This is a genomic window from Endozoicomonas sp. ALC013, assembly GCF_049310205.1.
GTDB lineage: Bacteria > Pseudomonadota > Gammaproteobacteria > Pseudomonadales > Endozoicomonadaceae > Endozoicomonas.
Window position 1 is genome coordinate 52,595 of record NZ_JBLYNS010000002.1, and the last position, 14,957, is coordinate 67,551.

Below are 14,957 nucleotides of genomic sequence, written 5' to 3' on the forward strand. Positions count from 1 at the left end.
GCAGGTTTTATTTTGGAATTACTCATCGTTTTCTCCACAGATATTTAGATTGATGACTGGCTAGAAAAATAACTAGCACCTTCGTTCAAAGGCTTTCTCGTAGCACTGCCTGTTAAGCAGCTGTAGCTCTCTGCCACCAGCACCCGTCTTGAGTATTAATCTGTGGTTGCGGCCCACGCGAAACCTTACCAGCGACTTATTACATCGAATTTTTTTCCCGCCAAGAAGTTGAAATGGCGTACCTGAAGACAGCTCATTAGCAATTTCTTGGACTTTCTTCTGATATACGGACGGAAGGTTCGACCATATGTTCGCTGCAGAAGTGCATGATAGCGGTGTAGCGTTGCTCATTTCGGGGTACCTTTTCTGGATTGATACCCCTATACGCAGAGAAAATGATTTTTTTTCGCTTTTTATTTCAGCCCGGTAAAAAAACGATGGTTGCTACAGACTCAGACTGCTGAATCACTGTATCTCTGTCATCGCTCAACCTTTCCGAAACATGACAGAAAGTCAACACAACGGCTCCTTCAGCTTTCTCAAGACTCCAAGTGTCTTTAGAAGAAATCCATCCCTTACCATTGCTGTACTCAAAGTAAATATCAATATCCGAATCACACTTAAAAGCAATGCTTTGTGGAGCAGTGACTGCCATTATGCGCTGCTCTCCCCATGGCAACTCAGATAATATTAAAAGATCATCATCCTTCTTCTTCGATGCACTACTCATTACAGCCGCAAAGGGAGAGCCTACCTGGAAAGATGTATCGGGCACGCAGGACAACCTGGGAGGACTCAACGCTGCTTTTGCTGTTTTTTTAAGCTGACGATAACTCTTTGCCAGAGTTGGCCAATTTGCCGCAAATGAGCAGAAACGATCCAACTGCTCCCTCCGCACAACGGCTTCATGCCATTTTTTTTCTCTATCAGGATCAATAAGCAGCGATTTCCATGCTTCAGGATCTTGCTCTGTGCCACATACCATTGCGTCCAGTGTCAGCTGATCCAATTTCATGCTACTGACTCCTCAGACGATTTATACAATTTAAGCAGGGTAATCTTATTTCGATACTCTTCCCTGTACACTTCTTCAAACTCATAGAGGTCAACTAATGACTTTTTTGCCATGGCCTTATATAAGCATTGCTGAAGGGGTGTGAGCTTTGGCTTGATAGACAAAAATTGATCAATAATTTTTCTGATAACTCGCCTTACTTTGGCTTTTTCTGAATGTTCTTCTACTCCAGGGGAAGTATATTGCGGCTTATTCTCCCCCTTAACCAAATACTTACGTTCGTATGAGCAAGCAGCTTCTCTATCATCAATTCGTTTACCCATTTCAAAAAATAGATAAAGGTACCTGAAGCAAGCATCAGCCTTGTAACGGGTAGCTTTTGTGGCTGAACCTTTCTGTTCCGGCTCTTGAGCGATTTCATACCATTTTTCAAGACAGCCTATTTCATCCAGCAATTTTTTATTAGCCAAGAGCCAATAGTAAACCAGATCAGAGGCTACATGACTGTTTAATCTGCGCAATCCATGAGCCAATTGGTCCAAAGCGTTTTCTACTTCAACCTCGAATGACTCCCTACCAACTTGTTCAGTCAGTTCATGACGGCCATGAGTTTTGGTTCTTGAGGATACCCTGCCCCTCGTTTTATGCTCGATCCAGAAACCAATTTCAGAAAACAGCCGAATATCTCTGCAAGGTAATTTCTCAGGGTCAAGGTCAGGCACTAAAAAACGGGTTATAATTTGCTCTACTCCAGCCTTCTGAGATGAAAATACTGTTGAAATCTTTTCTGCATCAAATGTTTCAAAAGCAGCTTCGATGACCAATTCGATTCGATCCCGATAACTATCCACATAATGTTTTCTACCATCATAAGACCAGTCACCTATGGGTAAATCGCCATTCCACATCACACAAACTCCGAGGTGAGATCCAGACTATTTAAGATACGTTCAAGCTCAACCTTATCCTCAAGCTGGAGTTTAACTTGCTCTTCAGGAACATAAAGACTCTTGTTCTCAGGCAAACCACAAAAACGCAATCCAGCCCAGGCAGATGGATGCTTAAAGCTTTGCTCCAGCCCTTCAAGATCATCAGTAGAATTTTTTGCCAGCACCGGTCCCATTAAGGCTGTTGTCATCTTATCGCCAGCCCCGGTATAACCAAGGCCAAGCAGATATTCCTGAGTGCCTATTTTTTTGATCACAGTTAACTGCTGGTCAGCACCGGTGTTTATCCACCACCTCTGCGCCTGTAGCAGAGCTCTGGAGGCTTTTTCACCATTAGAGACCAATAAGTCGTAATAGCGTTTCAGGTGCGTGGTTACCAGTTCAGGGACGGCCCAAAGGGTACCGATGGCCGTGTCTGCTCCAAATTCCAGCATATTCATGTCCATACCAAAAGCTTCGTTAACCGGGCTGCCCATAAACATCAATGGCATATTACTGCCACTCTGGCATGCCCATAACTCTACCCTACTCATACCACAAACTTGCCGACCTATCTGACCATCATTTAATGCGAACTGATCCAAGAGTAATTTTGGCCTGTCCGGGTGTATATGTTCCGCATGACCATAGAAGCTAAACACATCAGATGAACCAATTCGTTTCAGAACACTATGTTCAGTGGTATTTTGAGTGGCATCAATATATTCAACATCTGTATGTGCGTAATCTGAGAAGAGTGTCCCGCCCCCAGAAATCCTGACCGTAGATTTTCTTGATTTATAGTGCTTTGCCTTGTGACATAAGCTCAATATGGAGGGCAGCCAGACAACTTCATCAACAAGATCCAACAACCGCTTTCCGGGTAAACCTGTCGCAGCCCATGGGATATGAGAGGCAAAATATGAGGGCAAAATACCAACCTGCTTCTTTCCGATCGGCAGAAACTCAGTCCAGTCCACAAAATCCAATGCCCACCCGTCTTTAGAGGGCTCTTTCGAAGCAGCTGCAGTGTCGCTCATGTCATTTACTAATGAGCTGGGAGCAGGAGCAATGTACTTTTTGCTACAAACAACTCCCTTTTCAAGGTAAATAACAATCAAGAGAAGGTCATCATGCTCACGCTCCATATCGATTTTTATAAGGGTCAGCTCAGGGTATAGCTGAAAAACCTGTTCAATATGGGCGTGCGATATTGAAAATAGATCATCAAGATAACTTTTAAAACTGGGTTCAAGAGCAAGGAGCTTGCTCTCAACTTTTTTAAAATCTGAGAGAACTGCTTTGGCGTGCTGCTGAAATATGGCTTCCGGGTCTGCACTATCCCCAGCCTCTCTGAATATTTCCGGATATCTGGTTGAGTCAAATACCACTCCAGTTCCATCTAAAACAGTACGTCCATCATACAATCTGGCAAATGCTTCCAAGCTATGCTGGAAAAAAGAGTCTCGAGAGCCATACCTATCATGAAACTGGTAAAACAGGGTTGCCTCATTCAGAGCGTAGTGGATAGATCCAAGCTGGCGTTTTATCTGATAGAGGGCTAGAGATAGTTTGTTTTCCGAGCTAAACCAGTTAACGCTTTGTGCTTCAGTGAAACGCATAGAGCTGACATGTTCCAGCTCAACAAAGGCTTCTAATGCCATATCATGTTGACACAACCCTCTTGCCACACCAGAAACCAACATCTGTATATATCGCGCCAAATCATCTGCAGCCTGGTCAGTTGTAGCGGAGTATCTTTTATGAAGAAGCTGAACAGCTTTTTCTTTTGCTTTCTTTATCTTTTCTAAACTGGGCTGATCCCCAAGGCTCTTTATCAAAACTAAACATTCAACTTCCAGATTATTGGCATCCAAATTAGGAGCAGTCATATAAAGTTGCTCTTCTGAAATACCATACTGAGGAGCCAGTCTGAGAATTTCATCACACACCTCTTCATAATGCTTTTGCCCCTTTCCCAGACGGTACAGTCGGGAAAAAGTGATCCCTAGAAGTTGAGGCATTTCGAGTTCAGTCCACAAAGGCATAGGATGAATCAGGTCGCAGGCTTTCATATAACTGCAAAAAGCCCTGTAAACTGCGTCACAAGCCTCGCTTTCTCTCGCTGCATCACAAAGCACAGATGATAAGTTCAAAAGGACCTGAGCATTCCCAACTAACTGAGCAACCAGTGATTTGGTTTGTTGCAAATACTCCAGCGCCTCATAATTAAACTGCTCTGCTTTTTTGAGACAAACACTTGCATCATCTGGCCAAAGAGGCTCGGCTGCCGCTTTTCGCCAGGTCACAGCCAGTTGAGTGAGTGTATAAGCATATCGATCATGGAATCGCTGCCTCTCTTTGCATGCCAGGGCTGTTTCAAGATATTTACGGGCATTATTCAGGTTCTCAACATTACCTCCGGGTAATCGGGCATAATGAGTGTTATGCAGAATACCCATATTATGGTGCACAGCGGATTTTGCATAAGCGTTTCTACCTGTGGCCTTAAGCGCCCTTTGGAAATGCTTTTTTGCTTTCTCCAGCTGCCTGAGATTGCCTGCTTTATCGTATAACTCCCGTCCTTTTGCGTTATGTTTATCAAATAATTTCTGGTCGATATCTTCTGCCAGTGCCTTCTGTTGCGCCAAGCTATAGAGCCAGTACTCTGTAGCTATGGCATTTTGATTATTATTCATTACCTAATAACTCCTTATGAATATTTAATATCGTACAACCCTATAGCTCTAAGGCGCGGTCCACACAGACTTGATTTTAAGGCCGTGTCCCTGCCAGTTATAGGCACTGCCCTTAAACGCTACTGATAAACTAGCTGACTGGTTGCAACATCAACCAGCACCAAAAAACCAACTTGAAAATACTTTTTTATATCACCGTGGTTGTACTACTGGCTGATAACCAACGGTTTCTAGTACTATCTGTCAACTTATCAAAATCACCAAACCTGAGCTATCTGGGCCCATGCTCCCTACTGTCAATAAAAGGCCGTAGCACAACCCACGAGCGGTAGCGTGGGGGGAAATAGATGACACTTATCCCCACCAAAGACCACCCAAGGCTGATAGTCCTCTATTTATAATCAGACGTTCCCATACCCCTATCCCATTGCAGTAAAAGGCAACCGGCAACAGTCTGACGGGCAACATTCGACAAATATCGAGTATTTCCATGACCCTTCGCAAGCTGCTCGACATCCTTTCGCGGTCATCGGCTCATGCCGTCTCGACGCTTGGTAACCGCAATAACCGTGTCAAAGAATACCTTTACATCGAGACTGATGTCGAAAAGGCATTTAAGAAAGCCATTAAGAACATTGAGAGTGCTGATGAGATAATCTTTCTCTGCGGCAGCTCAGGGGATGGTAAATCAGAAATCCTGACCCGGTCCTATGATAAACACCATAAAAAGATCACCTTCCATTTAGATGCCACCCATAGCTTCCAGCCAGACAAGGATGCCATCGCCACTCTGGATGATCTCTTTGCCAGCCATAAAGCATCCGACCTGCCATTAGTGGTAGGCATTAATACGGGCATGTTATTTAATTACAGCGATAGCGGCTCAGAAGCGCATCTGGATATCAGGAACTCGATCAAAGCCTATCTTTCCGGTTTAAAAAGTCAGAGTGTTGCCCCTAATCATACCTTCCTGAATTTCGAGGACTTTCCCAAATACGTCCCCATCGGCGATGAAATCCTTTCACCGTTTATTGCGGATATTCTCCATAAGCTGACTGACAACAACAGCGAGAATGATTTTTACCTGGCCTGGCAGACAATGGCCAGAGAAGATGACCCTGTTCTTTACAGCAACTTCGCCATGTTGCAGCAGAAACCGGTTCAGCAGCTGATTGTGCAAACCCTACTGAAGCTGCGATTAAAGAACGATTACTTTCTGACCGCACGCTCTATTCTTGATGTAATCCACCAGCTGCTTACCGGTCCAAACTATCTGTTCGACAACCTGTTTGCCTCGGAAAAAACAGATCTGTTTCGCAACCTCCATCAATTTGACCCATGCACTATTCGCTCAAAAGATATTGACCTGTTCCTGATACAGAGTTCTCTCACTTTTGATGACGAGGAATTTATCACCTTCAGGGAATACATGAGGAAATGGATTGATCCTGAGGAAATTAAGAACCAGTCAGGCAGCTGGCTACGGCTGTTCTATTTATTTAAGGACATTGAGTTTACCGACCTGCCCCCACAGGATCAGTATCATCTAAAATTCCGTACAGACTTTAATAATGAGCTGATCGAAGAATATACAAGAATATGGCTTCTCCATAGCAACTTCCAGGGTGATGCAGACCAGAGAAATGCCCTGAGAGCTTTTTACAGTAAAGAGCTGATCAAAGCCCTGCTGCGCTACGCCAACCGTTTTGCTCCGCAGTTAAGTGACAAGAGCCAAATTTTCCTGAATGACCTTAATGGCTACCAGGTATCAGCCCATGTTGATATTCGCGCCAGCCTCAAGCAAGTACAAAATGAACGTCCTGCACGCCTGGGTTATTTTAATGCTTACCTGAAACTGGACGACCATGAGCTTCCAGCACTGCCAGTTTCCGTGAATTTTCTGGATCTTATTCGCAAAATCAACCGGGGCTATCGTCCAAACCGGCATGATAAAAACGTCATTGTCCTGCTGGAAGAGGTTATCGAAAGTATTACCGCGCAAGTAAGGCACAAAGACCGCATTCATATCACCAAAGGCTCAGAAAACTGGTCGCTGGTTAATGATATCGATGAAGACGAGATCAGGGTGGAGCGTTGATATGACTTTACCAGAACAGATTATTAAGGGCCTGGGTCACTCAGACCATAAGCAGAAAAACTACCTGCATACATACCTGCCCTACCGCAACAAGGGTAACCGGTTTGATTACGCCATAACGGCTGGCCATACCCTCGGTTTGATCATTGGTAAAGAGCTAAAACCTTCTTTCAGGTTTGAACGCTTCCAAGCCAAGTGCCTGGATGAAATTGCCAGCAAGCTCAGTGAAGAGAGCTTTATCAAGCATTTAGACAAAATGTATTTCGAGGATAACGCTCTGCAAAGCGTTGCTCCCGATTTCCTGCTACTGCGTCAAAGTGAAAAACCACCCAGCGCCAGTAAACACCTGAGTACGATTTTTGAGAGCTTCATGGCGTTTAGCCAGGTTGAGGCCACCCTCGACAGCCATCCTAACTTTATTGAGAGCATTATACTCAAGCAATTACGTGGTCATTTAAAAGAAAAAGCGCCTGATGATGGCCAATATCCTTACCTGCCATTTGTGGCCAACAACTTTGTAAAAGACCTCTCATTCCTGTGCCGGAAAACAGACTACCTGCTTCAATATTGTGACCAGTTTCTTGAGCTATACAACTTTATCTACTGCTCACAAATGGCCCTGAATATCAAAGGGTGGAAATCGGGAGAGCCCACCAGCAAACCGCTCTACTTTATTCTGGATAATGAAAGAGCGGGACAAGAGCGGACAGAAATACATCGTAACGGCTTCCGCCAACTCTACAGCGCTTCAAAAGCGGTGTTCCCAATTCTCTCCATGCTGGATCGTCTTAATAAAGGTGGTGACAAAAAGTATCCACTCTGGATGTTCCGTCAGTCATTACAACAGGCTGACTTATCGACACAGACATCGGTTGCTCATGCCGTGGAACAATGGGCCGAAAATTTCCAGACCCATAACCAGTTGAAACCGAAGCAAGGCTCATCCGACAACATTGCCACCCGTGCACTGGAAGTACTGTTTGATTACGCACAGGATCAGTTTGACGTTGTCGCAACAACCCGTCATGAAATCAGAGCCGCCTACCAGAAAGAGTTTGAAAAACAGGTCTGCCGTCACTTTGTTCAATCCCGGGGCCGGACCGGTCGGGTACTGGTACTTAGCCAGGACTACCTGTTATTACTGACCAATCTTGTCATTGGCAGAGACCATAAACTGCACTTCCAGGAACTTCTGAAAGGCTTCCAGGATCGTGGTTTCTGGTTTGATAAGCAATCCGAACAAAGCCTCCTTGCGTTCTATGACCGTGTTGGAAATGTTGATCGTTTGAGTGACAGTGGAGACGCCGTCTATGTGCGCAGCACCATTTGAACAATTCCTGGTAAACCGGCTGATCCTGTGGTTGAGCGATGTGATCAACATCGGCTCCCGGTATCAGTTCCAGTCTCCGGATGCGAAAAATACCAAAACGCTTTTCCATGAGCTGAAAAGCAAAGCCAACGGCACCATTGTATTGGAAGATACTGCGCTTCCCTATATTCAAATCAACAATGTTCGACTGGTCTGTGTAGCCCACGCCGATGCCAACCAACAGCTGAAGGCCGGTTTCAGTGAAAACTATATCTCCATGTTGCGGGACACCATTGCCGGCCAGTCAGCCCCCCTCGATGACTGTGCCCTGCTGGTACTCCATAACAGCCTTCTGGATACGCTTATCAACAGTGCCGACGACCTGGCCAGCCCGGGCTCAGTATGGGCACCGGAAAAAGTAGAAGCCAACCTGGTTGAATACGCCGACAGCCAGGTGAGTGGCCAGCGCCTGATCAAAAACCTGCTGGCCTGGCAAACATCGCTGATCCGTGAAGAAGGCGGCAGCATGTTTGGCTTTGAGCCACTTTTTACTACCATTGCTTCCGGTGGCTCCCCTGACCTCCGTAACCTTGGTCTGCTACCCGATGCGGCCATCAATACCGGTAACTGGAGCGACAAGCAGATCCTGAAGCGGCTTGAAGACAATCGCCGTTTAAAACAAGAGATCGCCGATGTCGTCGAGCATTTTCCTGAAGAGATAAATGAGCGATTACCTGATCTGGGCGATAAATTTATCCGGGAAAATATTACCAGGGCTGATGCGGACTACACATCTGTTGACGTACAGAATTTCTGGAACGAAATGGATGAACAAAAGCAGTTCGCCCTGGCCTTCCATTCCCTCGAAGCCAATGAAAACTGCAAACTCACCGGCCCCAGAAACGAGAGTAATTCTGCTGCCGGAAAACGCAAAAAACATCTGATTATCGAAGCCCCCCGAGAAACAGGCGAAGTCAAACTGAAAGTGGTTTTCCACGGCAATGACCTGAAGCGGGAACAGTTTGATATCCTCAACAATGAGGCTTTCAAGCATCTGCCTCTTAAAGGTACAACCGGCAAAGGCAAGTACTTCCTGACCTGTGACCTCCCATGGAGCGGTTCTCCCACTTACCTGACCCTGCTCTTAAACCGGCCGAAAAACAATGAGCGCCATCAGTTCCATATACTGATCGTGGAGGAAGGCACTTTTCATATTGAGGCCTTTGAGAACAGGTTTCTGGTAAACCCGAAAAAATCCTGTATTGTCCTGCAGACCGATGAACACGAGCTGATTATCAATCCGGACCTGTCAGATAAAAAGCTGCTCTCGGATAACGAAGAATGTGTACCCACCGATGAGTATGGGATTATCAATTATCAGGAGCCCTACGAGCAGTCGGAAGTCGTATTATTTGATGTAACCGCCGGACTCGGCCGACTGACTTTTCAGGTCGAAGGAGAAGTCAGCAGTGACTCTCTGACCTTGCCTCTATTACTGGACGAACACCGCTTTAACCGCCTGTTTAACGATCAATATAACGGGCAGTTTATACCGGCCAAAGGCAAAGTAATTCTGGATAACCAGGAAAACAAAACCGTTGGTCCACGCCAGAAACTGCTGGAACTTGAATACCGGCTGGTAACAGAACGAACCCTGTTCCTGTCCGCTAATGGCGAGACCGATATCACCTGTGAAGATATCAGCCGTATAGCGCCAGACTTTGCCAATGCCTGCAACGATTTGCTGGACTACCTGAAAGGCCGGCATACCCTGCTATCGCTCTGCTCCTGGGGAGATGAATTAAGGGATCGCGCCAGAGACTATGTTTCAACCTATCTGGAATTTCTGGACAGCATTCCCCTCAATATGAGCCTGGATAACGATACCAGAACCCTGCTAAAGGTCGGCTTTATTGAACAGGATGAGCGTGAGCTGATCTCACCGCTGCATCCACTGGTTGTCGCTTACTATCTCTATCTTGCCGATAATATTACCAGCGACAACGACGCTCACTCATTCAATAATCTGCCACCCGTGACACGCAAGCGCCTGAACCCGCGAGGCCTGCTGCCCTACGTATACTCAAAGCAGTACGAGTACTGCTACACCCAGATAGTGGAAGATAATAGCTTTTGGCTGGAGATTGTTCCCCAGCAGCAAACCAACTATCAATTTGTTGGCAAACTGGTGAAGGAGAAAATCGAGGAGTTTATGAAAACCTTCCGGGAGCTATTCCGGCAGGTAGACTCTGCCCCACTGATTATTAACTCGATTAATAATGGTAAAAACAGCGAAGTATTCCAGGGACTGTTGAGCTATTACCGAAGCCATCTACTCAACAGCCGTTGTATTCACATTAATCTCTACGATAGCAGCCTGACAGAAACTGAGTTCGATCGTTTCGCAGAGATGGGTTCCTACGACCAGATCAAACAGACCTATAAGCTGGATAAAGGCAGTGCCAGGGAAAATGCCGATACCATTATTGACCTGCTGCGCACCCGCCTCTCGTTCAGTAAATTCCGTCATAAGGATAACGAACAGGGCTACGCCCATCTCAGCTTCTTCAAGAACAACCAGAAGATCGACTGTGTCGATAAAAACTCGGAACAACATATCTCCGGCCAGGCCTGCGAAGGTTTGCTTAATGGTGAGTCTTCACGTAGCCAGCATGGCAGCTATTACACCGCTTTCGGGCTTGAGAATAGCCAGTGGCAAAACCAGCCGCACCTCAGGCTGGCCCTGCTGATTAATCGACTACTGAAACCGGCCCGGCAGTCCAACACCCTGTATACCGAAAACAGCGCTATCGCGCTGGCAGTCAGTGATGAGTTCCGTGCCGCACTGGACCGCTCCTACGATAGCTCCATCTGGACCACCGTGATTGATCCCAAGGTAACACTGGAATTTTTCCATAGCAGCCAGAACCTGATCCTGATTCACTACTCAGACCAGTACACCAACTCCGCCGGTTACGATGCCATTACGGTCACTCGCCAGACCGAGCTCTATAAAAAGATCCTGAACGAAAGCGGCAACAACCTGATCAGCGAATACAACGCTTTCAACGGTGAATGGCTGCTGAAAACCGTGACCGATAAAGACACTGAGCGAAAAGGGAAACAGGGCATTATTGGCAGCTGGAAACTGATCAGTGCCCTGCTGGCAGAATCCGGTATTACCTGGATTCCCCTCTCAGTTGCGGAGATGATTCGGGTCTCTGGCAATGTGGGCCTGAAAATGAGCGAAGGTGATTTTTCCCGCTACCACAAAGGCGAAAAATTCCAGGGCAAGATCTCCGACGACATTCTTTTTGCCGGTTTCAAAAATGGCGAACTGATTCTACTGCCGGTGGAAGTAAAAACCGGCCATTACGGCTCCGGCCATAGCGCCCTGGAGGGTGCCCGCACCCAGGCCCTGGCATTGCGGGACTACATGGTGGACGGGCTGCTGGCTCCCAGAACGCTGGAAGGCCGACTCTACCGTGGCCTGTTTATGCGCCAGGTGCTGATGCAGATTGAAAAGTATCAGCTCTATCAGGTCTTCAATGAGAGTCACTTTAACGACCTGCTCACTCAACGTGAGGAATGGCTGAAAGGCGACTACCATCTGGCCAGCTTGCCAGACTACCCTGCCGGGCTAGTGGTTGTGCACCGGGAAGACGACAACTGTAGCCGCACAACGGCCCAGGTAATTGACAATATCCTGCAACTGGAAATTCCCTACGCCTATCTGGACACACTGGTGGGAAGCCCATTGGCAGAGCTGCAAAATCTGCTCCCCACCACCAATCAGCTGGGTATTCCTGCTTCTGCATTTATGCCTGCGGGGCTGGAGAGTAAGAGAGTTTCACCACTTGCCACTGCTGATGGATGGCAAAGCTCTGAGAATGAAGAACTCGAGGGTGAAGAGCCAGAGCTTGACCAGAATGAGTTATTTGATGAACTCAGTCGCATTCTTGATCAGGATTTTGACTCCGAAAATACAAATCCGGAAACCGGTAGTACAGAGCAAGAAGCACTACCTACAGAGGGCATTGAGGAAACGGCCAGTCAATTAACGACACCGGAACAACAATCTGCAACTATGCAACCTGCACAGACAGAGGATAAGCCCCTGCAGGTACTGTTCGGTACAGAGCTGGTTACCGGCTTGCCCATTAACTGGGAGCCTACCAATACCAACAAGCTGTTTAACCCCAATACCGCCATTATTGGCACTATGGGAACAGGGAAAACCCAGTTTACTAAAAGTGTGATTACCCAGCTTGTGCAAAATCAGGGTCAAAATGTCGATGGCAAGCCCATCGGTATTCTGATTTTTGACTACAAGGCAGACTACATTAAGCAGGACTTTGTTGAGGCCACCAACGCCAAAGTTTTTGACCTGTTTAACCTGCCTTTTAATCCTCTGGCACTGTTTGGCAAAAAACCGATGCTGCCGGTACACACTGCTAACCTGTTCCGCACCACACTGGCCACGGCGTTTAACTTGGGTAACAAGCAGCAAAACAAGATTCGCACACTGGTGCTGGATGCTTACGAAAGAGCAGGCATTAAACCTCAGGACCCAACCACCTGGAACCGTCCATCCCCAACGGTTCAGCAAGTGTGGGACCTGTTTATGGATCAGGAAAAGGTAGAAGAGGATTCTCTTTATGCAGCCTTGTCGGACCTGATCAGCTTTCAGATTTTTCAGCCGGACCCAAGCCAGACCCAGTCGCTCTACGACCTGGTGGACGGCGTGACGGTGATTAACCTCTCGGGTTACGACTCCCAAATCCAGAACCTGGTGGTCGCCATGACGCTGGATATTTTCTACAACCAGATGCACCTGCAGGGCAGCTCAAAGTTTGAATCGCCTTATCGTCAGCTCTCCAAGTTTGTTTTGGTGGATGAGGCAGACAACTTTATGAAGCAAAACTTCCCCAGTCTGCGCATGATAATGAAGGAAGGCCGGGAGTTTGGGGTGGGCACCATTCTCTCCACCCAGGAGCTTAGCCACTTTAAAACCAGTGAAAATAACTATGCAAGTTATGTACTGAGCTGGGTGGTACATAAAGTGAATGAGATTAAGGCTCAGGATGTGCGTATGGTGTTTAAAACCAGCAGTAAGGCGGATGACGATAAGATCATTGAGCAAATACAGGGGTTGGATAAACATACGTCGCTGTATCTTGGGGGTGGGGATAGGGTTCGGACTATTAAGGATAAAGCGTTTTGGGAGTTGGTAAGTAAATAATGGAGCTTAATCTTAATGTATGGAAGCGCGGAGATCAGCGAGCGGTTCATAAACCGCTCCTGCTCTTGTATGTGCTTTCACAATATCAAAAAGGGCATGATCGTTTTTTCACCTTTAAAGAAATTGATGAACCGCTCAGGGATTTATTGATTGAATTTGGACCTTATCGAAAAGCTCATCATCCTGAATACCCATTCTGGAGATTAAAGAATGATGGTTTTTGGGAGCTAAAAAATCATGAAAAAGCCCAACCTCGTGCTAGTAATACGGACGTAAAAAAGACAGAACTTCTGAAATACAATGTTGCCGGTGGACTTACTCAGAAAGAGTTTGATGACATCGTCAACAATCAAGACAAGTTGGCTCGAACTATTGGTGCACTTCTGGAACAGTTTTTCCCTGTTACGATTCATGATGACATTATTGAAAAGCTGGATATTCAGGAGTACCTGAATAAACCACATAAACGGGATCCAAGCTTTCGGCATAAAGTACTAACAGCTTATTGTTATAAATGTGCAATTTGTGGATTTGATTGTAGATTAGGACGTGATTCTATCGGACTTGAAGCAGCGCATATCAAGTGGCATCAGAGTAACGGTCCATCATCTATTGATAATGGAATATCACTGTGTTCCTTGCACCATAAAGTTTTTGACAGAGGGGTTATTTCAATTGATAGCTCATTTAAAGTTATTATTAGCGATCATGCTTACGGTGGGGATGCTTTCACAGCACAAATCACAAACTATGAAAACAAAAGCATCCTAACCCCCATCAAAAACATTCAAAAGCCATCAACCCTGTATTTGGAATGGCATAGAAAAAACATTTTTTCAGGTAAAAGCCATGATTGAAAACAGAAGATTAAATGACTATGGAAAAGTAAAAAAAGGAGTTATAGCCATAGCAGGAATTGCACTTTTATGTGCAGCAATAGCAGCTTTAAAGTATCGATTATTTTTCCCAGGATCAGTTATAGCCGATCATGAAAAATGGGGGCAATTCGGTGACTTTTTTGGAGGCACACTAAACCCTATATTTAGTTTATTCTCATTACTAGCCATTTTATGGACATTAATCATACAATCTAGAGAACTTTCAGAGTCAACAGAAGCATTCAAGGATCAAAGTAAGCAAATAAAAAAACAGTCATTTGAAGCCACTTTCTTTTCAATGATAAACTTAAACAATGAAAACATAAAAACAATAAAGATCGAAGAAAAAAACATTCAAGGAAGAGAAATATTCAAAGAAGTATACAAAAACCTAGAATACTATTACGCTTTAGAAAAAGATAAATCATTAAATGAAGAAGATGAATCCAAAATACTAAAGAAAGCTTACAATACATTTTATGCAAAAAATCAAAATACCATTGGCCATTATATAAGAACTTTAAACCAAATATTTGTGTTCATTCACGACACATCAGAAGAAGAAATTCTAAATAGTGACAAGACAAAAGAAACAATAGAAAAAGAAACATTGAGATACTGGCATATCATAAGAGCTCAACTTACTAATTTCGAGCTATTGATTTTATTTTATCACTCTGCAACACAAAGAAACTTTATCAAAAGATCACTTCTATCAGAGAAAAATATTTTTGACCACATCGAAAAAAATGATCTTTTAGATTTCGATCTTCACAAAAATCATCTATAA

General features: G+C 45.3%; 9 protein-coding genes. 5 read left to right on the forward strand and 4 right to left on the reverse strand.

Going from position 1 to position 14,957, the window contains the following annotated elements:
* Positions 1–72: 72 nt before the first annotated feature.
* From ACO6V1_RS00880 to ACO6V1_RS00895, 4 genes are all read right to left on the reverse strand, one after another.
* Complete coding sequence (locus tag ACO6V1_RS00880; RefSeq protein ID WP_422449088.1) at positions 73–351, reverse strand: hypothetical protein; 279 nt, start codon at positions 349–351, stop codon at positions 73–75.
* Between the two features lie 67 nt (positions 352–418).
* Positions 419–1,015: a hypothetical protein gene (locus ACO6V1_RS00885; protein WP_422465442.1), complete on the reverse strand. Its 597-nt coding sequence runs from the start codon at positions 1,013–1,015 to the stop codon at positions 419–421.
* A complete protein-coding gene (locus ACO6V1_RS00890) occupies positions 1,012–1,923 on the reverse strand; it encodes a hypothetical protein (protein ID WP_422449094.1) in 912 nt (303 codons plus the stop codon). The genes ACO6V1_RS00885 and ACO6V1_RS00890 overlap by 4 nt, the downstream gene beginning before the upstream one ends.
* A complete protein-coding gene (locus tag ACO6V1_RS00895) occupies positions 1,923–4,640 on the reverse strand; it encodes a CHAT domain-containing protein (RefSeq protein ID WP_422449096.1) in 2,718 nt (905 codons plus the stop codon). The genes ACO6V1_RS00890 and ACO6V1_RS00895 overlap by 1 nt, the downstream gene beginning before the upstream one ends.
* A 490-nt stretch (positions 4,641–5,130) precedes the next feature.
* Here ACO6V1_RS00895 and dptF point away from each other — a divergent pair, with 490 nt between their 5' ends.
* The 5 genes from dptF to ACO6V1_RS00920 are packed head-to-tail and all read left to right on the forward strand — an operon-like array spanning position 5,131 to position 14,957.
* Complete coding sequence (gene dptF / locus ACO6V1_RS00900) at positions 5,131–6,738, forward strand: DNA phosphorothioation-dependent restriction protein DptF (RefSeq protein WP_422449098.1); 1,608 nt, start codon at positions 5,131–5,133, stop codon at positions 6,736–6,738.
* A 1-nt stretch (position 6,739) separates the two neighbouring features.
* On the forward strand, positions 6,740–8,068 hold the full coding sequence (dptG, locus tag ACO6V1_RS00905; protein WP_422449100.1) for a DNA phosphorothioation-dependent restriction protein DptG: 1,329 nt from the start codon (positions 6,740–6,742) through the stop codon (positions 8,066–8,068).
* Positions 8,049–13,289, forward strand: a complete 5,241-nt coding sequence (gene dptH, locus ACO6V1_RS00910) for a DNA phosphorothioation-dependent restriction protein DptH (RefSeq protein ID WP_422449102.1) — start codon at positions 8,049–8,051, stop codon at positions 13,287–13,289. The genes dptG and dptH overlap by 20 nt, the downstream gene beginning before the upstream one ends.
* A complete protein-coding gene (locus ACO6V1_RS00915; protein ID WP_422449104.1) occupies positions 13,289–14,146 on the forward strand; it encodes a phosphorothioated DNA-binding restriction endonuclease in 858 nt (285 codons plus the stop codon). Before dptH ends, ACO6V1_RS00915 begins: the two co-directional genes overlap by 1 nt.
* The gene (locus tag ACO6V1_RS00920; RefSeq protein ID WP_422449106.1) at positions 14,139–14,957 is read left to right on the forward strand and encodes a putative phage abortive infection protein; all 819 of its coding nucleotides are present in this window, start codon (positions 14,139–14,141) and stop codon (positions 14,955–14,957) included. The genes ACO6V1_RS00915 and ACO6V1_RS00920 overlap by 8 nt, the downstream gene beginning before the upstream one ends.

Coding starts and splice junctions, on each gene's coding strand:
- ACO6V1_RS00895 (WP_422449096.1), bottom strand. CDS start 4,640: ATGAATAATAATCAAAATGCCATAGCTACAGAGTACTGGCTCTATAGC.
- ACO6V1_RS00890 (WP_422449094.1), bottom strand. CDS start 1,923: ATGTGGAATGGCGATTTACCCATAGGTGACTGGTCTTATGATGGTAGA.
- dptG (WP_422449100.1), top strand. CDS start 6,740: ATGACTTTACCAGAACAGATTATTAAGGGCCTGGGTCACTCAGACCAT.
- dptH (WP_422449102.1), top strand. CDS start 8,049: ATGTGCGCAGCACCATTTGAACAATTCCTGGTAAACCGGCTGATCCTG.
- ACO6V1_RS00915 (WP_422449104.1), top strand. CDS start 13,289: ATGGAGCTTAATCTTAATGTATGGAAGCGCGGAGATCAGCGAGCGGTT.
- dptF (WP_422449098.1), top strand. CDS start 5,131: ATGACCCTTCGCAAGCTGCTCGACATCCTTTCGCGGTCATCGGCTCAT.
- ACO6V1_RS00920 (WP_422449106.1), top strand. CDS start 14,139: ATGATTGAAAACAGAAGATTAAATGACTATGGAAAAGTAAAAAAAGGA.
- ACO6V1_RS00885 (WP_422465442.1), bottom strand. CDS start 1,015: ATGAAATTGGATCAGCTGACACTGGACGCAATGGTATGTGGCACAGAG.
- ACO6V1_RS00880 (WP_422449088.1), bottom strand. CDS start 351: ATGAGCAACGCTACACCGCTATCATGCACTTCTGCAGCGAACATATGG.